Source organism: Micromonospora orduensis (assembly GCF_006228125.1).
Classification (GTDB): domain Bacteria; phylum Actinomycetota; class Actinomycetes; order Mycobacteriales; family Micromonosporaceae; genus Micromonospora; species Micromonospora orduensis.
Genome location: NZ_VDFY01000165.1, coordinates 1 through 26,717 on the forward strand (window position 1 = coordinate 1; position 26,717 = coordinate 26,717).

Annotated in this window: 18 protein-coding genes; 8 read left to right on the forward strand and 10 right to left on the reverse strand. The window is 68.6% G+C overall.

Annotation, left to right across the window (positions count from 1 at the left end; genetic code table 11):
• The first annotated feature begins 186 nt into the window (after window positions 1–186).
• Together FHG89_RS16940 and FHG89_RS16945 are read left to right on the forward strand one after the other, a co-directional pair.
• Window positions 187–1,332, forward strand: a complete 1,146-nt coding sequence (locus FHG89_RS16940; protein ID WP_139585357.1) for a TRAFAC clade GTPase domain-containing protein — start codon at window positions 187–189, stop codon at window positions 1,330–1,332.
• The gene (locus tag FHG89_RS16945; protein ID WP_139585358.1) at window positions 1,329–1,664 is read left to right on the forward strand and encodes a hypothetical protein; all 336 of its coding nucleotides are present in this window, start codon (window positions 1,329–1,331) and stop codon (window positions 1,662–1,664) included. The genes FHG89_RS16940 and FHG89_RS16945 overlap by 4 nt, the downstream gene beginning before the upstream one ends.
• Window positions 1,665–1,849: 185 nt before the next feature.
• On the opposite strand, the gene FHG89_RS16950 is transcribed toward FHG89_RS16945, so the two are convergent.
• On the reverse strand, window positions 1,850–2,881 hold the full coding sequence (locus FHG89_RS16950) for a hypothetical protein (protein ID WP_139585359.1): 1,032 nt from the start codon (window positions 2,879–2,881) through the stop codon (window positions 1,850–1,852).
• A gap of 992 nt (window positions 2,882–3,873) precedes the next feature.
• Between FHG89_RS16950 and FHG89_RS34535 the strand changes: the two genes are divergently transcribed.
• Both FHG89_RS34535 and FHG89_RS33820 read left to right on the forward strand, forming a co-directional pair.
• On the forward strand, window positions 3,874–4,335 hold the full coding sequence (locus tag FHG89_RS34535; RefSeq protein ID WP_244295558.1) for a hypothetical protein: 462 nt from the start codon (window positions 3,874–3,876) through the stop codon (window positions 4,333–4,335).
• Complete coding sequence (locus FHG89_RS33820) at window positions 4,287–4,667, forward strand: nucleotidyl transferase AbiEii/AbiGii toxin family protein (protein ID WP_244295553.1); 381 nt, start codon at window positions 4,287–4,289, stop codon at window positions 4,665–4,667. Before FHG89_RS34535 ends, FHG89_RS33820 begins: the two co-directional genes overlap by 49 nt.
• Window positions 4,668–4,848: 181 nt before the next feature.
• Here the strand turns inward: FHG89_RS33820 and FHG89_RS16965 are convergent, their stop codons facing one another.
• A complete protein-coding gene (locus tag FHG89_RS16965; RefSeq protein WP_244295551.1) occupies window positions 4,849–5,388 on the reverse strand; it encodes a DinB family protein in 540 nt (179 codons plus the stop codon).
• A gap of 231 nt (window positions 5,389–5,619) precedes the next feature.
• On the opposite strand from FHG89_RS16965, the gene FHG89_RS16970 reads away from it, so the two are divergent.
• From FHG89_RS16970 to FHG89_RS16980, 3 genes are all read left to right on the forward strand, one after another.
• A complete protein-coding gene (locus FHG89_RS16970) occupies window positions 5,620–6,291 on the forward strand; it encodes an HAD family hydrolase (protein ID WP_139585360.1) in 672 nt (223 codons plus the stop codon).
• Window positions 6,285–6,791, forward strand: a complete 507-nt coding sequence (locus FHG89_RS16975; RefSeq protein WP_139585361.1) for a 2-thiouracil desulfurase family protein — start codon at window positions 6,285–6,287, stop codon at window positions 6,789–6,791. The genes FHG89_RS16970 and FHG89_RS16975 overlap by 7 nt, the downstream gene beginning before the upstream one ends.
• A 310-nt stretch (window positions 6,792–7,101) precedes the next feature.
• Window positions 7,102–7,548: a ribosomal maturation YjgA family protein gene (locus tag FHG89_RS16980; protein WP_139585362.1), complete on the forward strand. Its 447-nt coding sequence runs from the start codon at window positions 7,102–7,104 to the stop codon at window positions 7,546–7,548.
• A gap of 190 nt (window positions 7,549–7,738) precedes the next feature.
• On the opposite strand, the gene FHG89_RS16985 is transcribed toward FHG89_RS16980, so the two are convergent.
• On the reverse strand, window positions 7,739–8,413 hold the full coding sequence (locus tag FHG89_RS16985; RefSeq protein ID WP_139585363.1) for a hypothetical protein: 675 nt from the start codon (window positions 8,411–8,413) through the stop codon (window positions 7,739–7,741).
• 419 nt (window positions 8,414–8,832) lie between these two features.
• Here FHG89_RS16985 and FHG89_RS16990 point away from each other — a divergent pair, with 419 nt between their 5' ends.
• The gene (locus FHG89_RS16990) at window positions 8,833–10,980 is read left to right on the forward strand and encodes an MMPL family transporter (protein ID WP_139585364.1); all 2,148 of its coding nucleotides are present in this window, start codon (window positions 8,833–8,835) and stop codon (window positions 10,978–10,980) included.
• A 56-nt stretch (window positions 10,981–11,036) separates the two neighbouring features.
• On the opposite strand, the gene FHG89_RS16995 is transcribed toward FHG89_RS16990, so the two are convergent.
• The 7 genes from FHG89_RS16995 to FHG89_RS17025 form a co-directional block, all read right to left on the reverse strand.
• Window positions 11,037–12,473 (reverse strand): HAMP domain-containing sensor histidine kinase, encoded by a 1,437-nt coding sequence (locus FHG89_RS16995; protein WP_139585365.1) that lies wholly within the window; start codon window positions 12,471–12,473, stop codon window positions 11,037–11,039.
• Window positions 12,470–13,201, reverse strand: coding sequence for a response regulator transcription factor (locus tag FHG89_RS17000; RefSeq protein ID WP_208761001.1), 732 nt, complete (start codon window positions 13,199–13,201; stop codon window positions 12,470–12,472). Before FHG89_RS17000 ends, FHG89_RS16995 begins: the two co-directional genes overlap by 4 nt.
• A gap of 619 nt (window positions 13,202–13,820) precedes the next feature.
• Window positions 13,821–14,279, reverse strand: a complete 459-nt coding sequence (locus tag FHG89_RS17005; RefSeq protein ID WP_139585366.1) for a DUF6924 domain-containing protein — start codon at window positions 14,277–14,279, stop codon at window positions 13,821–13,823.
• Between the two features lie 627 nt (window positions 14,280–14,906).
• A complete protein-coding gene (locus tag FHG89_RS17010) occupies window positions 14,907–16,115 on the reverse strand; it encodes a tyrosine-type recombinase/integrase (RefSeq protein ID WP_139585367.1) in 1,209 nt (402 codons plus the stop codon).
• A gap of 120 nt (window positions 16,116–16,235) precedes the next feature.
• Window positions 16,236–16,478, reverse strand: a complete 243-nt coding sequence (locus FHG89_RS17015) for a recombinase family protein (RefSeq protein ID WP_139585383.1) — start codon at window positions 16,476–16,478, stop codon at window positions 16,236–16,238.
• Between the two features lie 111 nt (window positions 16,479–16,589).
• Window positions 16,590–19,859 carry a Tc toxin subunit A-related protein gene (locus FHG89_RS17020; protein WP_139585368.1) on the reverse strand — a complete coding sequence of 1,090 codons (3,270 nt, stop codon included), beginning with the start codon at window positions 19,857–19,859 and terminating at the stop codon, window positions 16,590–16,592.
• On the reverse strand, window positions 19,856–26,671 hold the full coding sequence (locus tag FHG89_RS17025) for a neuraminidase-like domain-containing protein (protein WP_139585369.1): 6,816 nt from the start codon (window positions 26,669–26,671) through the stop codon (window positions 19,856–19,858). Before FHG89_RS17025 ends, FHG89_RS17020 begins: the two co-directional genes overlap by 4 nt.
• Window positions 26,672–26,717: the final 46 nt, after the last annotated feature.

The window sequence follows — 26,717 nt, forward strand, 5'->3', positions numbered from 1 at the left end:
CGATCACGGGCCACCCGCACAACGTCATCGCGGAACTCACGGGGGTAGGGCTTGGGCACAGCAACATCCTTCCAGCCCGCCACCAGGGCAAGCCAACTCAGATGTCACCTATCGGTGCAGCAGACCCATGCGCCGGCCCCTTGGTCGGTGCACCACGATGATCGCCGGTTCGCGTAAGGTCCTTGCATGCAGCCGAGGGCGTTCGAGCAGCACATTGCGGTGTTTGGGGAGAGTGGTAGCGGAAAGACCGTTCTGCTCTCGTCGTTCTACGGTGGCACGCAGGAGCCGAAGTATCTGAAGAGGAGCCTCTTCCACGTCCTGGCGGAAGACATCGGCCAAGGTAACCGGCTGCACAAGAACTACCTCGGCATGAAGGACGAGGGAACGCTGCCGCTCACCACACGCTTTGCAGCCACGTCGTACGCCTTCAAGGTGCAGATGAAGGACGGGTCAGATCCCGCGGCGGCGAAGTCCCGGCCGTTCGACGTGCTGCGGGTGGTCTGGCACGACTATCCGGGGGAGTGGTTCGAGCAGTCCGTGCAGAGCCCGGAGGAGGCCCAGCGTCGCGCCGACACCTTCCGGTCCTTGCTGAGCTCGGATGTCGCCCTGCTGCTGGTGGACGGCCAGCGGCTGCTCGACAACGCGGGCGAGGAGGATCGGTACCTCAAGTCTCTGTTTGGCAATCTTCGTAACGGCGTGTTGTCGCTACGGGACGAGTTGCTGGAGGACGGCAAGCCGCTCGCCCAGTTCCCTCGGATTTGGGTGATGGCGCTGTCGAAGGCGGACCTCTTGCCGGACATGGACGTGTACAGGTTCCGTGATCTGCTCGTCGCCAAGGCATGCGAGGACCTCGAGCAGTTGCGCGAGGCGATCGCCGGGTTGGTGGAGGGCCGCGAGGCGCTGTCGGTGGGCGAGGACTTCGTGCTGCTCTCGTCGGCGAAGTTCGAGCCAGGCAGGATCTCGGTTGCCGAGCGCGTCGGGTTGGATCTGGTCCTGCCGCTGGCCGCCGTCCTGCCGTTCGAGCGTCATCACCGGTGGCACGAGTTGACACAGCTCCCAACACGCTTGTTCGAGGGCCTGCTCGGTCGTGCCGACGATCTGGCACTCGCGCTGCTGGCCAAGACCAAACTGCCCGGCCCGCTGGGTCTGCTGATGAATCTCGTCGGTCCGGACCTCATCAGCAACGCGGCGAAACTGGCCGGGGACAAGCTCCGGGCGGTCAATGCCGAGGCGCTGTCCAAGAAAGAGTTTCTCTCGGCCACACTGACCGGCTTCCGCATAGACCTGGAGAAGGGAGAGGAGAACCAGATCCTGCTCCGGAGCGTGCGATGAGCCTCATCTGGGCCACTCGCGGCCGAGCGTGGGGCTTCCGTTTCCTGCTCACCGGCGGGTTCCCGGACCCTCTTCCGGAGTACGAAGGCGCTTTCGCGGGTGCCGGCGACGCGCCGGAGATCTGCCACCCTGTCGGGGACAGGGTGGCGTTACGCATCCGGGATCCGCTGGGCCGTAAGGACCAGTCGGGCCGACTGATCCCGCACGAGTTCGTCATCTGCGGCCCGCAGGCCGCAGAGATCCGTTCGGTAGCGGACGGTCTTGCGCTGGTGTGGCCGCAGGTGGCCGGGGAGTTCGAGCGAGTCTGGGAGATGCCTCGGCCGCCTGTCTGAAGCCGATCGTCCCAGGCTGCCGAGGTGGCATGGCCCGGAGCAGTACCCGGTCTGAGCGGTGTGCCGACGTGGGGCGAGGTGTAGTGGCGGCAGGCGGGACGGCTATGAGCTGATCGCCCGAGCCCTGAAGGCGCCAAGACAATGATTGACGGGGCGCCTGTGCGGCTGCAACTTATCCACGGACGTCAGCGGCCCCGTCTGGCGCGAGCACGGGATGCGTCAGCGCCTCGCTTCTTCCAAGGCATTGGGCCGGCGGTTAGCGTGGAACTCGATGCCCGCCAGCGCTGACGGACTGATCGCCCTGCCTGCGGGCTGACGCCAGCGCCCCGGGCGTCGGACATAGGGCGCGACAGCGCGCCGAGTGTCAGTTCGAGACACCATACGAGAGCACCACCGGCGATTCCGGCGAGGGCACCGGCTAGGAACAAGTCCCGCTGGGCCGCTGCATGCCGGTCGACAAGGTCACCACTGAGCCGGTACGCGTTGCGCGCGTCGGCGAAGGAGTCAAGCGCGGCACCCCACCGAAGGACACCGGAGTCGGGTAGTTCCGGGCTGGCGAAGGTTGGCAGCAGGTCCGATGGCGGGTTGACCAACTGGACCTCGCCCTCGGAGCCTTTGGGTAACTGCGACAGTTGGAGGCCATTCACGGAGAAGACGCGGGGCCAGGGGACGACTGCGGGCAGCGCGTAGATTACTTTCGAGGCAGCGGTGTTGCTGGTGTGCGCCGCTGTTTCGCCGGTCAGGATCTCCTGTCGGAAGGGCGCGGCTCCGTCGAGGAACACGGGGCTGTAGACGCATTCCGAGAGGCTCCCCAGGATGCTGGCGTAGATGCCGTCAAGCAGCGTCCGTTGCCACAGCACCTTCCGGCCGTTCTTGTCCTGAAGGTCAACGGCCTCCGCGATGCTTCCGCACAGAAAGACGAGTAGGCGTGAAGGAGCGGTGGACTCCGCGTGCGGATCTCGCTCCTGGTCTATCACGATCGTCATCCTCGTGTGCCGTACACCGACCGACCCGTCAAACTCGACGTGGACGGAGATCGGCTCTTGTGCGTTGGCCGTCACCGCGGCGATGGCGATTGTCCCGGGATGCTGGATCCGTGGTGTGGGAACAGACTCGTTCGCGGCCATCCGCCATGCGGCCGTGCCAGTTCCGCTCGCCACCAGGAGAGCTGCAATCGCGAGTGCATACCTGCGCGAGGCCTTCCGGAAGGTCGACACAGAACTCAAGGTAACTCTGCCGCACCCGCCGCCTGCGGTGCCGACCGATAGCCGGCAGCGGCGCTGTCGGCTCCGCCTGAATAGTTCAGCCGGCATTGACAGGCGCCGGGATCAGGTGCCCCGCCAGATAGTCACGAGAGTCGGACTCGCCGGAGTCGAAAACAATGCGTCTCGTTCCGCAAAGTGGGCGACCCCCGCCCGACCGTCTGGCGGCCGTACGAGCTGTCAGGTTCTGCTTAACATCGAGGGCCGTCGGCAGCCTGCTTACCAAGAGTCAAGTCGATGGTCTGCTCGGCTTAGCTTAGCGGAGGCATGCGGGGTGTCTGATCCCCGGCGCGATGACTGCACGCGTCCCTGGCACCTATTCACTCAGGACCGCTGCCGGGCCGGCTGCCCTGACGCCATGCCCCGCGCGTCATTTCCTCCGCAAGCGCTGCCGTCTGCTCGGCTGGCGGCGGGTAGGTCTCGCAGTCCTCAGGTCTCACAGACGGTGACGGGGCGGCGAACCGGTCCGCGATGTCCACCCGGGCAGGGTCGGTGGTGACGCCTGAACACGCTCCGGGAAGGCTTTGCCCTGCCGCATCGGGTAATCGGGTTCTCCGGCCTGAGGGCCGTGCCATAAACTCCGCCGATGCTTGAGATGTCGGGGGACTTCGAGATCCACATTACGGCTCACGCTTCTCAGGCCGAGAAGCTGCGCGCGTTCGCCAACGACCATGGCGTGAAGTTCGTCCATATTGTGCTCGACCGTGGCGCGTACGTCTCTCAACCGATGCTGACCCTGAGCGGGCGAGGCACGCTGACCGAGCAGCAGGACGCGGTGCGGCATTGGCGACGCGGACTGGGCCGAGGCGGGGATACACCCGTACCGTGCAAAGATCGAGGCGGCGCCCTGGTGTACCGGCGTACCGCAGTCGGACGAGCAGGCAGCGGCCGAGCCGGGCGGCCGGTACTTCGAGCATCACATCAAACTGCTGCTACCCAGCACGGCGGTGGCGGATCTGGTGGCTCTCACCGATTTGGTCGCGCCGCACGGGGCGCGGCTGTCCCGCAACGCCCGCCGGGAGTTTGCTGACGGTGCGCAGGAGCGGTTCGTCAACCAGCGCTGTCACGGTGTCGGGCTCGGCACGGCCAGGCAGCGGCTTGACGAGCTCGTCGAGACCCTCCGCGCCGCGGGCCACGAGCCCACAACCGTGGAGCAGGAGTACGTCGTCCTCGACAGCAATCTCGACCACGACCACGGCTGGCTGGACTCGCCCACACCGAGCGCGAGCGGTTGGGCACGGGCGCGCGAGAACAGAATGAGGTCCGCGCCGGCCGAATCCCGGGCGGGCTACCCGCCGACCTACCAGCCCCTACCCGCCGGCCCGACGGTGCGCGGGAGGCACCGGGCGGCCACGTCCAGATCGACGTCGTCTTCGGCGAACGACTTCCTCTTCCACCAGAGGTGCTGATCCTGCCGGACGTCGACAAGCCGTTACTGGCCGCGCCTGCCCCGCTGGCGCTGGCGTGGAAGCTGCTGTGGCTGGCCACCGACCGGTACCCGCAAGGCAAGGACCTCTACGACGCGGTCCTGCTCGCGGAACACACCGCCGTTGACCAATCCCTCGTCCGCCAGCTCATGCGACCGGAACTCGGCGCTGAAGCCGATACTTTCAGGGCCGAGACCGCACTGTCCTGGGATGTCGACTGGTCCAACTTCACCGACGAGTACTCCGGAATCACAGGCACCGCCGAGCAGTGGGCCAGACGGCTCGCACTGGCCCTCGACCACGCCTGGACCTGACCAAGCATGAACAGGTCGGCAGGACTGGCACTCGCTTCACCCGGCTGTCGTAATAGTTGGAAGCGCGCGACAAGCGGCAGATCCGGATGGTCGCGAGGGCTCTCGGCCCGAGAAGATCGAGGTCATGGGGCATAGCTACCGCGCTGGCGGCGGTCCCTATGCTGACCCCCCGCCCGGTGGGTCACAGGCCGGTTCGCCCGTCGATGCACTCGCGCAGGAGGTCGGCGTGGCCGGCGTGCCGCGCATACTCCTCGATCACGTGGACAAGCACGTCGCGCGTGGCGTGGCTGCCACCGTCGGCCGGCACCTCGCGGCCCAGGTCGGCCTCCTCGAGGGCGTCGAGCCATTCGTCGGTCTTGGCGATCTCGGCCTTCCAGGTTGCGAAGGCGTCCTTCACCACCGCTGGGTCGGGGACCGCGCTCCCGAAGTCCCAATCCGGGTCGTCCTCGTGCTTGTAAAGGCGCGGTGCGTCGGTCCGCCCTTGCAGCACACGCTGGAACCAGTGGTTCTCCATCTGAGTTAAATGGCGGACCAGGCCGAGCAGGCTCAGGGTGCTGGGCGGTACCGAGCGTCGGCCGAGCTGCTCGGCGTCCAGTCCGTCGCACTTCATCTCTATGGTCAGACGGTAGTTGCCGAGGTACTCCCGGTAGGTGGCCTTTTCGCCGACGGGCTGACCGAAGGTCCTGGGGTCGTCCTCGGGGGCGGTCCACAGTTTGCTCACGGCGCCACCCAATCGCGGGCGGACCGCACCAGTCAACTGGTTGCGGTGCCCCAACTACGACGGCCGCCAGGAGGAATTCGAACTCCGCTCACTCATCGACACAACCGCGCGGTCGGCGGCAGAAGAGCGTACGCATGAAGGTGCCGGCTGTGCCGGTCTGTGATGGCGGCTTCGATACGAGAGGCGCCTGGCGACCGACCGGGGTCAGATCCAGTCGGGTAGCGTCTCACCGTGTATCAGGCGATCTTGCTGGACCTGTGCGGCACGCTCGTACACGATGATGAGAGCGCGGTCAATGATGTCTGCGTGCAGGTAGCAGATTTGATCGCAGTCGATCCGTCTGCTATCGCGGCAGAGTGGTCCCGACGGCTGGAGGCCAGCGCCGAAATGGCGTACGGGGCCGGTTTTCGTACGCTCGCAGACCTGACGCTCGACAGCCTCACCGAGGCTGTGGCGAACTTCGGGGCATCCGTGGAGCTTGAGCCGATCTGCCGCAAGCAGCTGCACTCCTGGCGTCATCCACCGCTGTACGACGACAGCCGGCCGTTCCTCGATGCTGTGAAGGTGCCGGTGTGCCTGGTCTCCGACGTCGACCAGGACGACCTGACGGCGGTGCTGCGGTGGCACGGCATCGCCGTCGCCGCAACGGTGACCAGCGAAGAAGCCCGCGCATACAAGCCCCGCCCCGAACCGTTCCAGCTCGCGCTGGCCCGCCTCGGCCTGGGCCCCGGCGACGTGATCCACATCGGTAACTCCGCATCGTCCGATGTCGCCGGAGCCGCCGCTCTGGGTATCGACACGGCATTCCTCGACCGTACTGGAGACGGCCTGCCGCCGGGGGTCACGGCAACCTACACCGCGGCGACGCTGACGGCGCTGCTGCCCCAGGTGATGCCATGCTGAAAATCCTGGTCAGCGGCTGCCTGGGCGGCGCACCGATCCGGTTCAACGAGACCGGCGTGCCGGTCGCCTCTCCGATCTGGCAGCGCTGGGCTTCTGAAGGGCGCCTCGTGTCGCTGTGTCCAGAACTGGCCGTCGGATTCCCGGTGCCGCGCCCACCAGCCGAGATCGTCGGCGGCAGCGCGGCCGACGTCCTCGACGGCCACGCCCAAGTACACGAAGCATCGGGCCGTGACGTCACCGAACTGTTCCAGGCGGCGGCGCAGCGGGCGGTCGACAAGGCACTGCAGGCCGGCGTCGGGCTCGCCATCCTGGTCGAGGGCAGCCCTACCTGCGGTAGCACCTACGTTCACGACGGAACCTTCACCGGCGTCACCGTCGCTGGGCGTGGCGTCGCGGCCGAGGCGTTGCGCCGCCGGGGCATCCCTGTGTTTCCTCACCACGACCTGGACAGGGCAGCGGCTGCTCTGGCGGAGCAGGAACGGCAGCACGGCAACGGCTGACGCCCGCTCGTCGCAGCGTGCGGTATCACCTAACGCACTCACATCGGCATGTGCGGACGCCGCCCTACCGCCTTCGCAGGGCGCCGACGCCTTCGGATCGCCGAAGAGGTCATCACAGAGGATGCGCTGGTCGCGCGCCGCTACTGGGACTGGCGTTTCAGGCGACGGGACCAGCTACTGGTTCGGCGCGGCGGGAGTGTGCGCCCGGACATCCATGTAGGGCAGACCGTCGTGCCGGCTCAACGTCAGATAGACTCAGGTGGCGTAGCCCCGAGGGATCAAGGGCCGCGCGGTGGCTACCGTAGCGAGAATGTCGATCACGACCCGTACGGTGCGTCGGCTCATGGCCCTGGCCGCGCTACTGTTCCTGGGCATCGCACTGCTCATTCGCGCCTTCGACGACGGGGCGCTGCGTCAGTACTCCGGCACCGCTCTGTACGCATCGATGGTCTGGGCCGCGGTGCTGTTCATGTGGCCACGGATGGCACCGGCGCCCGCCGGGACCGTTGCCACGGTCTTCTGCTGGGTTGTGGAACTCGCACAGCTGACCGGGTTGCCAGCTGAACTGTCGTCGCGGAGCCTGGCCGCGAGGCTGGCGCTGGGCGTGCAATTCGACCCCGTCGACCTGGCCTGGTACCCGGCGGGCGTGGCTCCCCTGATGGTGCTGCACCACCTGGTACGCGCCCGGCACCGCGCTACCGCCGCGCCACATCGTCCCCCATCGGCCCTCCGACATGAAGCAAGCGCTGGTAACTGACATGGAAACAGCAGGAGCTGGCCACTTCGGATCTCGCTGACAGTTGGCTCGCGCGGACGCGCTGACCGATCATCCATCACGTGCCGTCCGAATCAACAGCGTCGGCATCGGTTCCAACCTCAACGAAACCCGCCACACAGATGCATCGCGGCAGACCGGACCCGCACAGCTTCTTGTTTTCCGGGAGTCGCTACAGCAGGTCCAGCGCCGTCTCGATCCGCGTAGCCAACACCAGATCCATGGTGCCCTCCACGCGGACATTGACCACTGCGCTACCCGGTGACAGCGCCAGCCGGACTACCAGCGTAGGCGTGCCTGCCAGCGGATACTCGAACCAGCCGTCGACTACCTCGTCGCTGGTGTCATCCAGCGCGCCGACCAATGCCGCCTCGTCCAGATCGTCGTACGCGTAGCCAACGTAGGCGCTGATCTGCCGAAACAACCGCACGACATGATCCTCGGTCACCCATCCCTCGACCCGCGCCACGTCGTCGCGGACCGCCCTGTCCTGCGGCAGCGAGGCGGGCGGCACCAACTGCTCCGATTGCGGATCGTACAGATCGAGGCCGTACGAGCCGGCCAGAACAGGGAGTGCACTCATGGCTTCCCAGCCGTAGGGCAGGGCCAGAGCGACGAATCGATCGACGAGTCCGCCCTCGCCCCATGGCTGCCGCCAACCTAAGTCGTGGTGCCACGGCGCAATCATGTCGTCGAGGTCCGGCCACCGGCGTAACAGCTCAGCGCGAAAAGCTAGAACGCGCTCATCCGGCACCAGACCATCGGCCTTCTCATCCGCGAGCCGATCTGCCAGCCGGCGAGGGTCCTCAGCCGCCCCGGACCGCCAGAAGTACAGGTCGTAGCTCACACGAGCAGAGTAAACAACTTCTTGGTCGGCGCGCTCTCCTCAACAGATGAACACATCACCGGCTCAACAGCGACAACTGCCAACGCTGACACCTTCGCTGCCGCTGACCACTTCGCCAACCTGCACCCAATCTGCTCCCAGTTGGATCGACGCCGCCGCGGCCGCGTGGACCGGACGGGTCAACACCTCGCTGCCCGCACGGACCCGGTGGACGTCGACGCGTTGCTCATCCGGGCCCGACGGCTGTGTTGCCTGGGCCTTGCCTACCGGGCAGGACCTCGACGCCACCACGGTGGTGCGTGCGCTGGGCACCTGGTTCGGCCAACCGGCCTGAGCGCTGTTTTAACAGTCGTCTCAGATTCGCTCGGTATGAAGTCGGCATCAGATAAGCGATGTGACCCGTCTGTAGGAGGCTAGTGATGGCAGTCAACGCAGCGCCGTCCGGGGAAGCGCCGGCCGGTCGGTTGGCAGGCCGGTGGGTGCCGTGGTTGGTGATTGGCCTATGGGTGGCGCTGGCGGCGGTGATGGTGCCGTTGAGCGGAAAGCTGAGCTCGGTCACTACCGACAGAGCTGTGGACACCCTGCCGGCCGGTGCCGAGTCGACCAAGGTGGCGGTGCTGGAGGACAGTCTCCCCGGCGGTGAGGGCAACACGTTCGTGTTCGTGTACCACCGCGCCGGCGGCATGACCGACGCCGACCGCGCGACGGCCGAGCGCCACTACAACACCCTTGCCAAGCGGTACCCGCCGAAGGTGGCGGCCCCGGCCGGCGAGGACGACGAGGGCCCACCGACAAGACTCTCCACCAACGGCAAGGCGATGATGTTCACCCTCGACGTGAGCACGACCTACGGCGCACCGGAGGCCATCGTCGGGCCGTTGCGTGACGCCGTGAAGGACCGCCCCGCCGGCCTGGAACTCGACGTGACCGGCCCGGCCGCGGTCGACGGCGACATGGACGCCGTCTTCGACGGCATCGACCTGCAAGTCTTCCTCACCACCGTCGTCGTCGTAACGCTCCTACTCATCCTCACCTACCGCAGCCCGGTGTTGTGGTTCATCCCGCTGGTGGTCGTAAGCGCGGCCGCACTGACCGCGATGGCCACCGTCTACCTGCTCGTCAAAGGCTTCGGGATCGTGGTCAACGACCAGAACTCGGCGCTGCTAACGATCCTGGTATTCGGCGTCGGCACGGACTACGCGCTGTTGCTCATCGCTCGATACCGGGAGGCACTGCACCACCACGAGAATATCCGGGTTGCGATGGTCCACGCGTTGCGCGGCGCGGCGCCGGCGATCGCCGCGTCTGCGGCCACCGTGGTCGCCGGCCTGCTCTGCCTGCTCGTCGCGGACCTGAACAGCACCAGCGGGTTGGGCCCGATCGGTGCGGCCGGCATTCTGTGCGCGCTGGTGGCCATGCTGACGCTGTTCCCGGCGGTGCTCGTGGTGCTCGGCAGGCGGATCTTCTGGCCGGCCATCCCGCGGTTCAGCACGACCGTGGAGCAGAAGCCGGGGCTGTGGGGACGGCTTGGCACCGCCATCAGCCGCCGCCGCTGGGTGGCGACGCTCGGCTCGCTCGGAGTCCTCGGCGTGCTCGCCCTCGGGCTGGCGGGCAATACCGGCGCCCTGCGGGAGCAGGACCAGTTCCTGTCCGCGCCGGAGTCGGTCACCGGCTTCACCGTTCTCCGCCAGCACTTCCCGGAGCTCGGCGGCCAGCCGATGACGATCTTCACGCGGCCGGCGTACCAGGAGCGGGTGCTCGACATCGCCAAGGGCACCCGAGGTGTGGCCACCGCCATCCCGGGTCAGACCAAGGGTGGCTGGGCCGACATCTCCGTGTTCCCGACGGACGCGCCAGACACCGTCGCAGAGTACGACACGATCAAGCGGGTGCGCACCGCCGTGCACGCGGTGAGCGGGGCGGAGGCGATCGTCGGCGGGCCGAGCGCGGAGAACCTCGACACCGAGGTGACCACCAGCCGCGACGAGAAGCTGGTGATCCCGCTGGTGCTCGCCGTCGTCCTGATCGTGCTCGGGCTGCTGCTGCGCGCGGTCGTGGCCCCGTTGGTCCTGATGGCCACCGTGGTCGTCTCATTCGCCGCAGCCTTCGGCGGCAGCGTGTTCGTCTTCGACACGATCCTCGGGTTCAAGGGCATCGACTATTCGGTGCCGCTGCTGGCATTCCTGTTCCTGGTGGCGCTCGGCGTCGACTACAACATCTTCCTGGCCAGCCGTGCCCGGGAGGAGGCCGTGCGTCTCGGCACCAGAGACGGCATGCTCAAAGCCCTCTCCGCCACCGGCGGCGTCATCACCTCGGCAGGCCTGGTCCTGGCGGCCACGTTCGCTGTCCTCGCCTCACTTCCGCTGGTGATGCTGATCGAGGTCGGGTTCCTGGTCGCCTTCGGCGTGCTGCTCGACGCCCTGCTGGTGCGATCGGTCCTGGTGCCCGCCCTCACCCTGCTGATCGGCCGGCGGATGTGGTGGCCGAGCCGGCTGTCCCGACCGGTGGAGCCGCCGGACGGGCGACAGCCGCTCGCCGACGACGAGGAGCCCGCGCTGCATCGGTGAGCGCGGCGGCACGGGCGAGATCCGGGACGGAGCCTCAGGCCCGTCCCGGATCTTTTTCATGACCCGGCGGTGGGCCGCGTGATTCGACCGGGCAGGGCCGCGGCCGGAAGGTCAACCCGAAGCAGCGCGCCACCGCGTGCGGAGCGGGCGACGGTGGCCCGGCCGCCGTGGGCGTCGACGACCCGCTGAACGATCGACAACCCCAGACCGGATCCTGGCAACGCCCGGGCGCTGTCGGCACGGTAGAACCGATCGAAAACCCGCGGTACGTCGGCGGCGTCGATGCCCGGCCCGGCGTCGTCGACCTCGAGGACCGCCGACGCGCCCTCGGCACGGAGCCGGACCTGGACCGGCTGGTCCGCGGGGGACCACTTGCCGGCGTTGTCGATGAGGTTGAGCACCGCCCGTTGGAGCGCAGCGGGACGCCCGCTCACCCACACGGAGGTGACGTCGAGCGCGACCTCGATGTCGGGCACGCGGGAACGCACCCGGGTCGCGGCGGCCACCACCACGTCGGCGAGGTCGAGCAGGTCGGTGCTCTCGTCGGTGACGTCACCGCGCGCCAAGTCGGTCAGTTCGGCGGCGAGGGTGCTCAACTCGGCTACCTGGGCGCCGAGGTCGTTGAGCAGCCGGGTCCGGCTCTCCGCCGGCAGTGCGCTGTCCAGGGTGCCGCGCCGATCGAGCCGGATCAGCAGTTCGACGTTGAGGCGCAGGCTGGTGAGCGGGGTCTTGAGCTCGTGGGCGGCGTCTTCGGCGAGCAGCCGCTGGGCCCGCCGGGAGTCCCGGAGCGCGGCGAGCATGTCGTTGATCGACTGGATCAGCCGCCGGATCTCCCCGCCGCCTTCATCCGGGATGTCGGCGTCGAGATCCTGGGTGTGCGCGACGCGTACCGCGGCGGCGGTCAGCCGGTCGATCGGTGCCAGGCCGGCCCGCGCCACGGTCCGCCCGACAAGGGCGCCGCCGACCACGCAGAGCAGCCCGATCAGCAGCATGCCGAACCCGAACCGGTTGATCGGGCTGTCGTTGGCGACGCGGGCCACCTGGACCGCGCCGTCGCCCGCCCGCAGCGTGTAGATGAGGTAGCCGTCCTCGTCGATGTCGTTCGACTCCATCAGGTCGGCCGACGCGCCCTGCGCCACGCGCCCGGCGTGCTCGCTGACCGAGGGCAGCGCGGGTTGGCCAGCCGGCGTCCGGGTCGAGCCGTCGGGCAGGATGACCCGCACCAGTCGACCGGATCCGGGATACGGCGGTAGCTGGACCTGCGCCAGACCTGCGCGCTCCGCGTCCGTCGCCAGGACGCGGGAGTCGGCGCGCAGCTGATCCTCGGCGGTGTCCCGCAGCTCCCAGTCCAGCAGCTCGCTGGCCACCTGAAAGGCCATGAACACGCTGACCGCGATCGCCGTCGCCGCGATCACCGTCACCCTGGTCCGCAGTGACCTCCGGCGCCACCATCGGGTCAGCCGACGCGGTTCCCGGCCTGCGGGCCTGCTCACAGAGGACTCTCCCGCAACGTGTATCCCAGGCCGCGCAGCGTGTAAATCAATCGCGGCTCACCCTCGGCCTCCATCTTGCGGCGCAGGTAGCTCACATACACCTGGAGGTTGTTGGCGGTGGCGCTCATGTCGAAGCCCCAGATCGCCTCGAACAGCGCGTCGCGGGTCAACACCCGGGTCGCGTTACGCACGAGGACCTCCAGGAGGGAGAACTCGGTCCGGGTCAGGCGCAGCGGCCGCCCGCCCCGCCACGCCTCGAACCTGTCGGGATCGAGCCGGACGTCGGCGAACGACAGGACCTTCGACTCCCCGTCGCCCGGCGTGCGCCGGCGCAGCAAGGCCCGCACCCGGGCGAGCAACTCCTCGGTGGCGAACGGCTTGGGCAGGTAGTCGTCGGCGCCCGCGTCCAGCCCTGCGACCCGGTCCGAGACCTGGTCACGAGCGGTCAGCATCAGCACCGGCAGATCCCGACCCGCCGCCCGCAACCGCCGGCAGGTCTCCAACCCGCCGAGGCGGGGCATCATCACGTCGAGGATCAGCAGATCCAGCGTGTCACCGCCGGCCCCACCGACCCCGTCGAGCACGGCGAGACCGTTGGCGACGGTGCTGGTGTCGTAACCCTCGACCTGGAGAACCCGCTCCAGCGACTCACGGATGGCCGCGTCATCATCCGCGATCATGATCCGCACGCCGACCGCCCCCTTCCAGTCGATGCTTTTGCCGCTCATGGTCCCCGATCAACCTGAGGCCAGGATTAAAAGGTCGGGCGCACGGTGGACCGCAGCATCCCATCGCCATGATCAGGTGCACTGTTCTCGGCATGAGCGAGCGTGCATCCCGGGGTGATGACCTGAAACTTCGAAGGTCGATGCCTTCGGGTGTGCCGAAGAGGTCGCCACAGAGGATGCGCTGGTCACGGCATCGCGAGTGGGATCGACGTCTCAGCCAACGGGACCAGCTACTGGTCCAGCACGGCGGAGGCGGGCGACGGGACATCGATGTACAGCAGACCGGCCACTATGAGCCAGTACTCCGTCTCGACCTCGAACCGGCGTTTGCGTCCTCGTCGTCCCATCAACACGCCTCACATGATCAGCTGTGTTGCGACAAGTACTGGAACCCACCCGGAACCACGTGGTCAGTTTTCAGGCGGCGCCGACAGCCGCTGCTCCCAACCTGCTTTCCCCAATCGGGCTGGCACCGGGCCGCCCACCGATCGTGAGCTGCCAGCCCGGTGCCTTGGTTGGCACCAGCGCTGACTCCCGTAGTCGCATCGGTCGACCGGGGAGCCACGCCCGCGGTCACCGCGCCTTGTCAGCGGCAGATCTTCGCATCAGGTTGCGTGTACTAGAAGCCGCGGAAGATTCCTTCGCCGTTCGCATTATCGGCAAACTCTTCCCAGTCCATGTTCGAAATCGTGAGGTTGTTCTGAACCGACCACATCTCGGACGGCAGGACTCGGAACGTGGCACCGTACTGCGGCCCCTTGCCCTGGTCTTCTAGATCTTCCACGTAGTCGTAGAGGTTGACTACCAGGATCGGCCGATCAGGGTGGGTCAGCGCCTTCGTGTCGACGAGGAAGGCAACGGCATGATTGAAATCCGCGGGCACCACCTCCAGGAGCTGCGACGGCGTGATTCCCTCGAAGGCACGATCATCTACGAATGCAACGAAAGCGGTGAACCCGTCTTCTGTCTGGGGTTCAGCGATCGCCGCCTGAATCGCTGTCCATTCCTGCGGATGGGCAAAATCGGTACGGATGACAAGGGATACGTCGGAACTCTGGTGCCACATGCGCTCATCCACGCACGGGAGGATAGGCCACCGGCAGCATCGAACGCACTCTCATCGACATGAGCGCGCACCGCCTCGGGTCGTGGAGGCGCGTCCGGCTGAGAGGGCTCGTGCACAAAGACGAATCCCGAAGGCCTGACTCGGGATCCGTCAAGATGGGCTGATCTTCAGCTGAGCGCGATGGTGCCGATAAGGCGTATCCCACGTCGGGCATCGGTCCGTGGCGGTCCACCGACCGAACCCCTTGCCCGGGTAGGCGAGTCGCGACGAGCAGGCGCACGCTGTTTTTTGGTGACGGCACGTCCCCGATGGCGGGGGAGTGGGGCGCGGTGGGACCCAGCACTGCCATGTCTGCCGGCCTCCCCCGTTTACCCCCCGAAAACCCCCGTCCGCCGTTGACAATCAGTGACAAGAAGCGACCAGTGTTTGATCGTGTCTGTGCAGCTCAACGCCCATTTCTGGCAATCAATGACAAGCTCGATTTGATTACGGATGGTAACAAGGGGTCGTCGGTTCGAATCCGGCCGTCCCGACGCATCTGACCAGGGGATATGCCGACGGAGGCATATCCCCTGTGGTCGTTTCAGGGCTGTGTTGTCGCGTTGCTGTCGCACCCACGCACGGATCTTGCAACGGAGCTCAGGCGGCCCGGGCGTCGGCTGCGTCGAGGGCCGCGCAGGTGGCGCTCACGCCGTCGGCGGCGGCCTCGCGGGTGAGATGGCCGTAGATGTCGACGGTGGTGGCCACGTTCCTGTGGCGCAGCGTCTTGGACACCACGGCCATCGGCACCCCTTGGTTGATCATTATCGTGGCGGCGATGTGTCGCAGGTCGTGCACCCGAATTGCCGGAAGCCCGGCGTCGGCGGTGAGGCGGCGCAGGTGGTCGAGCACGTACTGCGGCCGCACGGGTTGCCCATCGGGCCTGGCGAACACGAGGTCGAGGTTGTCGTGGTGGCGGGCGGTCACCTGTTGCCGGCATTGGCGGCGGCGTTGCCGCTGCAACGCCTCGACGGCCCGGGCGGACAGGGCGACCCAGGCCCGGCTGCCGTGGGTCTTGGGCGCGTTCAACATGCTGCGGCTGTTGTCGACGCTGACCAACGTCCAGCGCACGAACAGTGCCCGCGCCTTGAGGTCCACATCGGCCCAGTGCAGACCCAGAGTCTCACCTTTGCGCATCCCGGTGCAGATCATCAACTCGAACAGGTCCGCTAGGGGATCCTCAACGGCGTGGCAGTGCCGCAGGAACGCGCTTGTCTGGCTGGTGCTCCAGCAGGTGAGCTCGGGTTCCGGCGGTCGGGGGATCGTGGCGAAGCGGGCGGCGTTGTGGGGCAGCCGGTGGTTGCGGCGGGCGTCGTTGAGCGCGCTCGACAGGGTCGTGACGCAGCGGCGCAGGGTGACCGGGCCGCGGCCGGCGGCGAGTTCACGCTGGATGAACTGGGTGACGTGGTCGTGAGTGAGCCGTTCCAAGGGCACGGCGCCGAGCGCGGGGATGAGGTCGTTGTGGATGTAGGCGGTGTAGCGGTTCACGGTGTTTGTCTTGAGGGCCGGTGACTTGGCCTCAAGCCAGCAGGTGAGGTAGCTGGCCACCGTTTCGCTGTCGTCGAGGCTGACGCCGGCGCGCTCGCACTCGAGCACATGGGCGCGGGCCGCCGAGGCTGCCGCCTTGGTGGCGAAACCGGTACGGCGCATGGTGCTGCGCTTGTTCAGGCTCGGCAGGTCGACGGCGAACGCCCAGCCGCCGTGCCGGGCATTGGACAGCTTGGGGCAGCGGGGGCCGAGTAGTCGGCCGGTGCTGTCACGACAAGCGCAGCAGCGGTAGACGCGGCCCCGGTTCGGGTTCTGTCTCATGATGTCCTCCTCGGTAGAGGTGAGCTTTTGCCACCTCTACCGTCGCCCCGTTCGGCTGCGACAGCATCGCGACAACCCCGTATGTCCTCCCTGCGTGTGACGCTCCTACTTGTCGTCTCGTCAAGGGTGAAACACCTCGCGTTCCTCCCGGCCTGGAGGCCGGTGGCGTTCGAGTTCGGAGAAGGCTGCCGTGGTAGAGAAGATTTTGCCTTCGCCGGTGGGGTGGTAGCTGCCGGCCAGGGTGCGCAGGCCGATACCGCTTTCGTGGAGGTCTTCGGCGGTGGTGAGGACGTCTTTGAGGGAACGGCCGAGGCGGTCGAGTTTCCAGACGCACAGCGTGTCGCCGAGTCGGAGGTAGGCCAGGGCGGCGGCAGCCCAGGGCGTTCAGTGGAGCGGGTGGATAGGCGACTCGGTGGACTCATTCATGAATGTGCCGAGACCGCGTGACGTTGACCCGGTTTCGACACCATCGGCTCAGGCCGCTGCCCCCCAGGTGAGGGCGATCCACAGGTCGGTAATCGTCGAATCATCGAGGTAGAGCGTGAGCGGCCCGAGCGCCGGCGGTAGGGGCTCGACGAGCAGCCCGCTGCGCAGGTCGCCGACGCTCGGATCGGCGCGCAGCAGGGTCTCGTGCCGAGACCCCGGTGGGTTGTCGGCTGCCGCGTCGTACACCGTCACGTCTGCGTCGCCGGCCGAGGCGAAGAGTTCCAGCGCGTGCAACACCCGGTCGGTGGTGAGCCGGGACCAGTAGGGGTAGTGCTCCTCTCGCAGCGTGAGCGTCAGCGGTGCGGTCGGTGGTAGGCCGGTAGGGGCCGTCGCGACGAAGCGGGCCCACTCGGTCGGGAACTCGTGCCGTACGGACAGCAGCCTGGTCGAGCCGACCGCCGCCGCCGCGGCGATCCGCCCCTGCAACGCCGCCACGGCGGCCGATCGCAGCGCGGCCCCGCCCTCTCGCGCGGTGTAGTGCAGGTGCAGCACCACGTCGGAGATCGTGTCGTGGTCGAACTGCGGGACGTCACTCGGCAGCTCCAGCCGCCACTGGCTGACCGCTCCGGAGCCCTCGAACGGCAGGTACCGATCGTCGCCGCCACCACTGTCGAACAGTCCGCTGTCGCTCGCCGAGCTGGTCACGATGGACTGCACGCCGAAGTAGTCGCTGAACCGGCTGTCGTCGGCGGTCGCCCGGTCGTAGCCGGCATCGGAACCGGAGTCGACCGCCGGACTGGTCCGCACCGAGCTGGACAGCAGGGTGAGGGTGCAGTTCACTGAGGCGTATGGTCCGGCGACGCACGGAATGGTGACCGCCGCGCCGCGCAGCCGCCGGAAGTAGTGCCCCGGCGCGTCCAGGTCGAAGGCGGCCTCGCCGACGTCGATCGTGCACTGGCCGGTGGTGCGCAGCTCGATCAGCGCCCGCGGGTCGAGCTGGCGCAGCGAGACGTGCTTGGTCAGCTCGTACTCGCGGCGGTTCAGGTCCGCGTACGCCAGCTCCATGCGAGTCACGTCCAGGTACAGCTTCTCCCCGGCGAGTAGTTCCTCCTTGCCGCCGCGGTAGTCGTAGCGCAGGAAGGTGCGGTTGGGGTCGCCGAGTTCGTGCTGCAAAGCCCGCTCGGCTTTGCGCGCGGTGTCGTACGCCAGCTGGAAGCAGCGCTGGTAGAGGCCCCGGGTCTCGCGCTTGAGCCACAGGTAGAACGCCTCGTTGGTGATCTTTCCGGTACGGGAATCGGTAAGGAACCGCTCGATGTCGGCGGCATTGCGGATCGCCTGCTGGTGGTTGGTGTAGTCGCGGTGCGCCATGTCTTCCCGGATCTGCGCGGCCCGCAGCTGCTTGAGGGTCGCGTTCAGCTCTCCGGCGGCAATGGTGCTCTGCAGTGTCCAGTCCTGCTCCCGCCGGTCGTACCCGGCGATTCGGGCCGACTGCCCGGCCAGGTAGCCCTCTTTGCCGCTGGCCGACCGATCCATCGACGCCTTGAGGTTGGACAGCCGGGTCAGCGCGGTGCCGCCGAAGGAGATGGCCATGCCGACCCCGAACGGAGTGATGTGGGTCTTGAAGTCCGGGATGAGGCTGGTGAAGGTCGCCGCCCGATCGAACCACTCGGCGCTGTTCTGCTTGGCCTGCGCCGACTGCAGGTGGAGCATCTCGGCGGCCTCGTCGGGGGTCAGCTGGTGGCCGGCCGCGACCAACGGCGACAGCGGACTGATGGTGACCGAGGCGTCGGCGACCTCGTTCGCAGGTTCCTGGGAGCTGAACCGGGCCCTGTCCATGGCGTCGGTGTCGAGGGCGTCCAGCTCCGGCTCGGTCAGCGCCGACCCGTTGACGCCGAGCAGCCGCTGGTAGTGCCGGTACCGCTGGTACGCGTTCGACAGCGACGCCTCCAGCGCCTCCCGGGACTTGACCGCCTCCTGCCATGCCTCGTACTTCACCGTCTCGGCAAGCTCGAGCAGCTGCCGTTCCTGCCGGGCGCGGAGCACCCCGAGCGTCTCGGCGTCCTTCTTCTCGATCGCCGACAGCAACTGTGCGCCAAGGCCGCGGACCTCCTGGCAGAGCTGACCGGCCTTGGCCACCAGCGACCGGAACCGCACCAGCGGCAACGGCTGATTCAGGCCGCTCAGCACGGCGGCGACGTTCAGCCCGGCGGCTGTCGCCCGGGCGAGCATGCCCGGGTCGATGGGCGGGTCGAACAGCGGCAGCTGCCGGAACACCCCCTCGATGGTCAAGGAGTTGCGGATCTTGAAAAGCCGGTCGGCGACGGTGTCCCAGTAACCGAGCAGCGTGTCGTTGCGCGGCACGCAGAAGTACAGCGTGGAACCGATGCCGGTAACGGTGGACAGCGGTGCCTCGTCCGACACGGGGGTGGGCGCGGGCGCCAGGTCGAACGGCAGGTCCGCCTCGATCTCCCGGACCGCATTTGAGAACACGTCGAGGTCGCCGCGTAGGCTGCGGTAGGTCTGCGTCACCCGTAAACCCTTCGGCGGGACCTTCTCCGGGCGTGGCCCGAGCAGGTTTGCGGCCAGGACGTACAGCTGGGTGGCCTCGTTGATCGCCTCACCGGTGTCCTGCCGGAACAGCGAGTCGCCCCAGGCGACGAGGTTGTCCAGGTACGCCATGACCGTCTTGAGCATGTACGCGGTCGGCCGGTACCGGGCCACCACGTGCGGCGAGAACGGCTGGTCCGCCCAGGACGAGATCGCCGAAACGGTGTCGGCGAGCAGTTGCTGATCCGCGCCGGTGGACAGGTTCGTCAGGATCTCGGTGATCGACTCGACGTCGGTGGTCCGGAACGGCTGGACCTTCCAGAACCGCTCCGGTGCCGGGTCGTCGCTGTCGTCGGTGGGGTCGAAGATGTAGTGGAACCAGCGCTGCGCCTCCTCGTACCGGCCGTTGCGGCTCAGGTGCATCGCCGCCGTCAGCGGCAGGTGGAAGAACAGCTCCCAGTTGTAGACGGCGTACCCGCCGGAGATCGTGAAGTCCAGCTCGGCGACCGGGTACGGCTCGGCGACCAGTTCCGTCGGCTCGTACCTGTGATCGGTCATCAGCGTCCGGCGCAGCGGCGGCTGCGCGGTGTCGGCATCCTGCAACTCGTCGATCGAGCCGGTCACCAACCGGTGTGTCAGCTCGGTGACGTACGGGTGGAAGTGGGTGCGGAACGTGTACGACAGGGTACGTTCGCGGATCCGCTCGGTCGGGAAGTTGAGCGGTTCGTACGCGGTGGAGGCCAGGTCCGCGCCGTTGTGGAAGGCGGTCATCGCCGTGCTCCCGTCCGGGTGCCGGCGGCAGGCCCAGTGACTGGACCTTCGACCGATGCGCCCTGGTAGCGGATCGTGGTGGCGGGCGCGGTCACCCAGTCGGCGCGTGGCACGAGCCCGAACCGCGCCGCCGGGCTGAGCTCGACCGCCGTCGCGCCGGCCGTGGCGGTCTGGCCGAGCAGGTCGAGCCTGGTCCAGTACTGGTCGAGGTCGAAGTGCAGCTGCCCGGTGATCGCGGGGATCACCCAGCCGTCGCTGGTGAGCAGCGATGTCTCGGTCAGCGCCGGCTCGACGTAGAACGTGTTCTTTTCGTCGGCGTAGAAGAACGGCGCGCCGATGACACTCAGGTCTGGGTCGAGGTCGCCGCCGGACGGGTTGTCGATCGTCCGCACCGTCCAGCGAGCGCCGTCGCCCAGCACGGTCACCGTGACGGTGTGTTCGACCGGCGTCGCAGCCACCGGGTCGACCTGGTCGGCGTACTCGATCTGCATCGGACCGTCGACGGGTTTGCCGGCAAAGATCACCAGGCTGCCGAACAGCGTGCCCTCCGTGCGGAACGGCCACGGCGGGGGCAGTCGGTACGTCCCGAGAACCGGCGGGCTGTTCTTGTTCTCCAGCCGGAACGCCGTCTCGAGGGTGTCGATGTGCACCAGCAGGGCGTCGCCGTCGACACTGACGTGCAGGAGTTGCTGGTCGGTCGACCAGTCCGCGTCGACGGTGACGCTGATCGGGGTGTCCAGCCCCCCAGAGCTGGGATCGGTCCAGGTGCCCTGATGATATTCGGTCCAGTGCAGGTGCACGTCGATTCTTCGCGGGCTGCGAACGGCGCCGACAGGCACATCGGCGAGCTCGGTGATCGTGCTGCTGTCGTTGGCGGTGGTGTCGGCCTGCTCCAGGAAGGTCACCCAGAACAGGTGCAGCCGGTCCTGCCAGACGGCCGCGGTCAAGTGGTCGCCGTCGATCTGCGCGGTCACCGGCAGCCACGGCGTCCACACCCCGTAGCGGTACGTCCGGCAGAAGTACGAATACGGGGCGGCGAAGGTGCGAGCGACGACGTGCAGCGTGTTCCCGGCCGGGCCACCGTCGACCTCGTCGACCCGCTCGAGGTGGATCGAGCGGATGTCCAGCCGGGCCAGCGGCTCGAGACCGCGCAGGTAGGCGAACAGGGCCTCCTCGACCAGTTCCTCGGTGACGTCGCCGGCCAGCAGGGTGCTCTCCAGCGCCTGGAAGAGATGACTCTTGTCGTCGCGGAACTCCGGTTCGAGCCAGTTCTCCGGCCAGAGAAAGATTTTCCGGTTCGCCTCCCACAACCGGTAGCGCTTCATCCACTGCCACTGCTCGGCGTCGATCAGCGACGCGGGCACACGGGGCTCCAGGTTGAGCAGGCAGCGCTGCACGAACAGCTGCACGGCGGAGATCGCCAGCCGCAGCCGGGACGTCTGCACGACCGGTTCGGTGGCCGGATCGATCAGGAAGAACTCGTACAGCTGGTCTGGCGTGGTGAAGCCTTCGCGCTGCACGATCCAGGCGACCAGGGCGTCGCGGCGGCGTTGCCGCAGCGTGTCGAAGATCGGCTGGGCGACCCGCCGCCAGCCGGCCGCGTCGTAGCCGGCTCGCACCGCGTCCCGCAACCGCCGCGCGATCACCGCGTCGGGCTCCGGGGTGGCCGAATCGGCGAGCGCGCCGGGGGAGATGCCGATCCGGGTCGCGGTGGCGAGCACCGACCACACCCGGCCGAGGCCGATCTCGCTGATCAGCAGGGGAACGGTCGCGCTGATCACCCGCTCGCCGCGATCGCCGGTGACGGTGGCGTCGGCGTCGATGCCCAGCCGGCCGAACGCCTCGGCGACGATCACCTCGTCCCGGCGGGTGAGGACGGCGACCCGGGTACGCAGGTCGGCGAGCAGCGCATCTCGGGCGGCGGACCGGCCGTGGTCGGCTGCCGCCGGGTCGAGTGCGTACGTCTGCCGGGCATGTGCGAACAGATCGGTGAGCTCCCCGGGCACCGCGCTCAGCTCGGCCTGCAGCACGGCCAGGTCGAGCAGCCGCCGCAGCCAGCCGAACACCACCGTCGCCTGCGCCGGGTCGTCCTCTTCGGCGGTCAACGGCAGCGCGGCGAGGGTGAAGCCGCCGAAGTCCGCCGGATGGGTGAGCAGCTGGCGCAGCTCCGCCTCGGCCGACTCGGTCGCCACCACCAGGCGCAGCGACTTGTCGAGCAGCACGTGCGCGCGGCGTACCCGCTCCACCGCCTCGACGGGGTGGCTGACCAGCCGGTCGAGCGGACCTTCGGTCAGGTTCACCCCGAGGACCAGCACCTCGACGGCGCCGCCGGAGGTCGAGGTGGCGTCCATCCGCAGGTGGTAGGTGGTGCCGGGCACGAGGTCGACGGCGGCGCCGGGGGTGTCACCGTCGGCGGCCGCCGACGCCAGCAGCACGGCGTCGGTGAGGTGGTCGAAGCGCAGTTCGACCTCGGTGCCGGCCCGTTCGCAGGAGACCGCGAAGCGGTACGACCCGGCGACGGGCACCTCCAGGTACGCCTCGACCGTCGCGGTGCCGAGGATGCCGGTGCCGGCGGTCGGGTCGGCGGTGGTCGTGACGCCCCGCTCACCCGCGCTCCGGTACGACGCCAGCATCGCCTCGCCGGGCCTGGTGCGGTCGGCCAGCAGCGCCGGCTCGGTGATCAGCGCCGTCAGCAGCACATCGCCGCCGGGTACGTCGGCGACCGCGTCAGCGAACTCCGCGGTGACCGCGGCGAGCACCGCGCCGTCGATGAGCCGATCCCGCAGGAACGGCAGGAATTTCCCGAGCAGCAGTGCGCGCCGGTCGGCGGCTGGGCGCGGCCCCCACAGCTTCTCCAGGTCACCGGCGGCCAGGAAGCCGGTGGGGGCGACCAGGTTGGTGTCGAAGAACTGCTGCCCGGTGGCGACCACCGAGTCGAGCAGCGCGGTATAGAGGGCGGTCGCGTCCGGCGATCCGGTGAAGGCCGCGACCAGTTGGTCCCGCCCGCGCGGCGTCAGCACACCGGTCCGGAGCAGGTGCTGCTCGCTGCGGATCGGGTCGAAGCTGAGCGTGATCGACGGTTCGGCGGCGACCGCGACCGGGTCGAGTGCCTCGTCCGGCGCGATGCCGGTGAGCACGGCGTCGTAGGTGATCGTCTGAGTCCACATCGTGAACACCGTGTCGGCCGCAGGGAGCACCAGTGCCATCTTCTGCTGCAGTTCGTCGTCGCCGAGCGCCGTCGGATCGGCGGGATCGGGGTGCTCGACGCCGACCCGGGCGATCTCGGCGTCCAGCGCCCGGATCAGGTTCAGCGGCGGTCCGGCGACCAAGGCATACGGCCCTTCCGGATCGAACCGGTGCCGCAGCAGGTAGTCCAGCTCGGTCACGTCGATGCCGGCGGCGCGGACGGCGCCAACCGTCGCGGCGAAGTCGATGGTGACCGCGGCGTGGTCGTCCGCGGCCTCGGTGATCGGACCTGGCAGCGGCGCGGCGAACGGGTCGATGCCGGCCAGTTGCCGCAGCGTGATCAGCTCGGGGACGGTTACCTTGAGCCGCCGGGCCAGCACGGCATACCGGTGCAGCAGCGACACCGTCGCCAGGTTCAGCGGGGCGGCGTCCAGACTGGTCCCGGCGTCGGCGAGGATCGCGGTGACGTCGGTGTCGGTGAGCCCGAGCGCGCCCTGCACGGTGCCGGTGTGCGCGGCCAGGCTCACATTGCCGGTGGCCGGATCCTCGGGCTGCGCCGGGTCCCAGCCGAACGGCCGCCAATTGCCGCTGTCCAGGGCTTCGAGGTAGCGGCCGAGTTGCTGGTCGAACACGACGGTGTCCAGCGGCGGGGTGCCCGGGATGAGGAACAGTTCGGCATACCGCTCCGGGGTGAGGTCGGACCACAGCTCCACCAACTCGGTCCGGTCGCCCGGCAACGCCTCGGACAGCGCGGCGAGCCGGGCCGTACCGAGCAGCGCGGTGGCCAGCGCCGGGCCCAGGGTGGCGCCGGCGCGCGGACCCGGTTCGATCGGCAGGAACGCGGTCAGCACCCGGTCGGTCTCGGCGAGCGTCCAGCCGGTCCGCCGCTGTACCCGCACCAGGTGGTCCAGCAGCAGGAACGCCAACGGGTCGGCGGCGCGGCCGTCGGCGTACTGCAGAACGGTGGTCTCGAAGCCGCTGCTGGCGACCGGGTCGGCGAGGACCAGCATCCGGCCGAGGTCGGCCGGGGCGAGGACGGCGGCGAGGGCGTCGGGACCGCCGGCCGGATCGAGGGCGGCCTCGACGGCGGCGCGTTCATCGTCCGTCATCGGTGCGTGGCCGGGCATGTTCTGGTACCGGAGCAGGTCGGTGAGGGTCAGCCCGAGCTTCGGCAAGGCCGCGACGGCGGCCAGTTGCGGGTTCACGAAACGGCTGGTCACCAGCAGCAGCAGATCGGCGTACGAGACGCCGAGCCGGCGGGCGAGCGGCACCGCGTTCGGCAGCTCAGCCAGCACCTGGGTGTCCCGGCTGCGCGGGTAGCCGTACAGCTCGGGCCAGCGGGCCTCCTGGTCGGCGGCCGTCAGCAGCCCGTACTCGGCGGGGGACAGGCCGAGGCGTTCGATCGCGACGGCGGCGCGGCCGTAGCTGCGGCCGTACGCGTGGCCGCCCGGGTACAACTCGTCGCTGCGACGGAAGGTGTCCAGCACCTGCCACAGCGGGACGCCGAAGTGGTCGAGCAGCCGCCGGACGGTCTCCAGCCAGAGGTCGAACGGCAGCGTCGTCGGGTGCACGGCGCCACGCAGCACGTTGTACGCCTCGGGCACGAGGAACTGCGGCTCGGCGATCAGGTCGGCGGACTGCGCGTCGCCGGTGTCCCGAGCCGCGGCCGGGTCGAGATGTCCGTGGGCGACGTAGTACTCCAGGATCTCGTTCACCAGGTCGACGTACGGCAGGACGGTGTTGGTGTTCTCGCAGGTCAGCGGAAGCTCGGCGAGGTCCGGGCGACGCTGGTCGAGGATCTCGAAGGCAGCGGTGGCGTCGGCCGGCAGGGCGTCGGCGGGCGGGTCGAGGAAGTGCAGTAGGTCGACCAGGTAGGCAGCCGGGCCGAGGACGGAGCGGCAGTGGTCGCACTCGCAGAAGTCCTGGTTGCCGAACAGTTGCTCCAGCGTCGGGAAGGTCTTGACCAGCGCATCCCGGTGCTGTTGCCGGGCCTCGCCGGGGCCGGAGAGCACGTGGACGGCCGGGGTCGCGTCGAGCTGGCGGGCTGCGGTGACAGTCGTCAGGGCGGCGCTGCTGACCTGCTGCGCCTTCGCGTAGACCTGGATGGCCTCGGCCGGGGAGGCGAACCGGTCGCCGTGCCGGGCCAGGAAGGTCCGCAGCGGCATCGCGGTGACGTCATACGCGGAGGTCAGGCCGGCGTCGAGCAGCGCCGCCATCGACTCGTCGGTGGGTGAGATCTGGTAGACGCGGTGCAGGGCACGGACGGTCGTCGTGACCGCGGCGTGCTGGACGGCGGGGATGCCGTCAAGGAGTTCCTCGCCATGGTCGGTGAGCATCGCGGTGACGGAGACACGGCCGAGTTGGAGGCCGAGCGCGGCGGCGCGGTCGAGGACGGTGGCGGTGTGCTCGCGGATTGCGTCGTCCGCGCCGGGCAGTGGCAGGCTGCCGGTGGCGACCTCGTGCGCCGCGACGTTGGTGGGGAAGCTGATCCGGACCTTGCGCGCCAGGTCGGTGGCGTAGGCGTCGAGCCTCGTCGTGGTGTCGTCGCCAAGGAAGGCCGGCGGGATCAGGTCGTCGACGGCGACCTCGGCGACCTCGGCGGCGGCGCGGACGAGTTTCGCCCAGGCGCGTGGCCGGTGCAGTCTGCGGGTGACCAGCGCCGGACCGAGGTCGTTGCCTTTCAGCGCGGGAACGAGGTGCCTGGTCAGCGTCGCGTTGTTCAGGGTGAGCCGGCCGAGCTTGCCGACCAGCTTGAGGGCGTCAACGGGGAGATTCGCCCGATCCGCCGCAGCCCAGAGGTCGTCGGTGCTGCCGCCGGTGTGCGCGACCGTGGCCTCGATGTCGTCGAAGGCGGCCGCCTGGTTGTCGGAGAGCCCCGCCGCGGCGAGCATGTCGCGCTGCGTGGAGAGTGCGCCGGGTGCGATGGCGGCGAGCCGGTGGTCCCGGGCGAACCCGGTGAAGGTGGCGACGGCGTCCTGCCGGTCGGTGTCGTCGAGGTCGACGATCCCGGCGACGGACGCCTTCTTGAGCGCACGGTCGACGGCGGCCGGGCTCACCCCGGCCAGTCCGGCCGGGTCGCCCGGCAGACCAGCGCGGACCAGGGCGTATGCGGCTGGGGTGGCAAGTCCGGTGGCGGCGGTGACCTGCTCGGCGGTGGCGGCGAGGGCGATCAGGCGGGCATCCCAGCTGGTGTTCTCCTGGAGCAGCGTGAGGTCCGGCTGGTCGGCGGTCTGCTTGGCGATGCCCAGCCGCTTGCCGCCCAGGTGCCGCTCGGTGTCGGTGAGCAGTTGAGCGTGCTCGGTGGCCGGGGGCTGGACCGAGGTGGGAGCGACGACGTTGACGACGTCGCCGGGCTGCACGCCGAACAGCGTGTCGGTGACCGTCACCTCGGTGCGGTCGGCCTGGAGTATGCGCAGTTCAAGGTTGAGCGGGGTGGAGTCCGCCCCCTCGTCGGCCGGGTCGTCGTCGGAGGTCAGCGAGATCTCGAACCGGCCAGTTTGATCCGTCCGTGTCTGACCGTAGGGCGCTGTGACACCCCCGAACCCCTTCCGGTACGCCCGCACCACCCGGTCCACGGCCGGCTCGCCGTACTCGAGGTACAAGACCCCATGAAGCAGGTGCTCCATCTCTGGCTCCCCTTGGATGTGCTGCACTGGCGGCTGCGGGCAATGA

Bases quoted from the DNA above. Each gene is read 5' to 3' on its own strand.
- FHG89_RS16990 (WP_139585364.1), top strand. From the start codon at position 8,833: ATGGCAGTCAACGCAGCGCCGTCCGGGGAAGCGCCGGCCGGTCGGTTG.
- FHG89_RS16975 (WP_139585361.1), top strand. From the start codon at position 6,285: ATGCTGAAAATCCTGGTCAGCGGCTGCCTGGGCGGCGCACCGATCCGG.
- FHG89_RS16940 (WP_139585357.1), top strand. From the start codon at position 187: ATGCAGCCGAGGGCGTTCGAGCAGCACATTGCGGTGTTTGGGGAGAGT.
- FHG89_RS16980 (WP_139585362.1), top strand. From the start codon at position 7,102: ATGTCGATCACGACCCGTACGGTGCGTCGGCTCATGGCCCTGGCCGCG.
- FHG89_RS16945 (WP_139585358.1), top strand. From the start codon at position 1,329: ATGAGCCTCATCTGGGCCACTCGCGGCCGAGCGTGGGGCTTCCGTTTC.
- FHG89_RS17010 (WP_139585367.1), bottom strand. From the start codon at position 16,115: ATGAGACAGAACCCGAACCGGGGCCGCGTCTACCGCTGCTGCGCTTGT.
- FHG89_RS17020 (WP_139585368.1), bottom strand. From the start codon at position 19,859: ATGACCGCCTTCCACAACGGCGCGGACCTGGCCTCCACCGCGTACGAA.
- FHG89_RS17000 (WP_208761001.1), bottom strand. From the start codon at position 13,201: ATGAGCGGCAAAAGCATCGACTGGAAGGGGGCGGTCGGCGTGCGGATC.
- FHG89_RS17025 (WP_139585369.1), bottom strand. From the start codon at position 26,671: ATGGAGCACCTGCTTCATGGGGTCTTGTACCTCGAGTACGGCGAGCCG.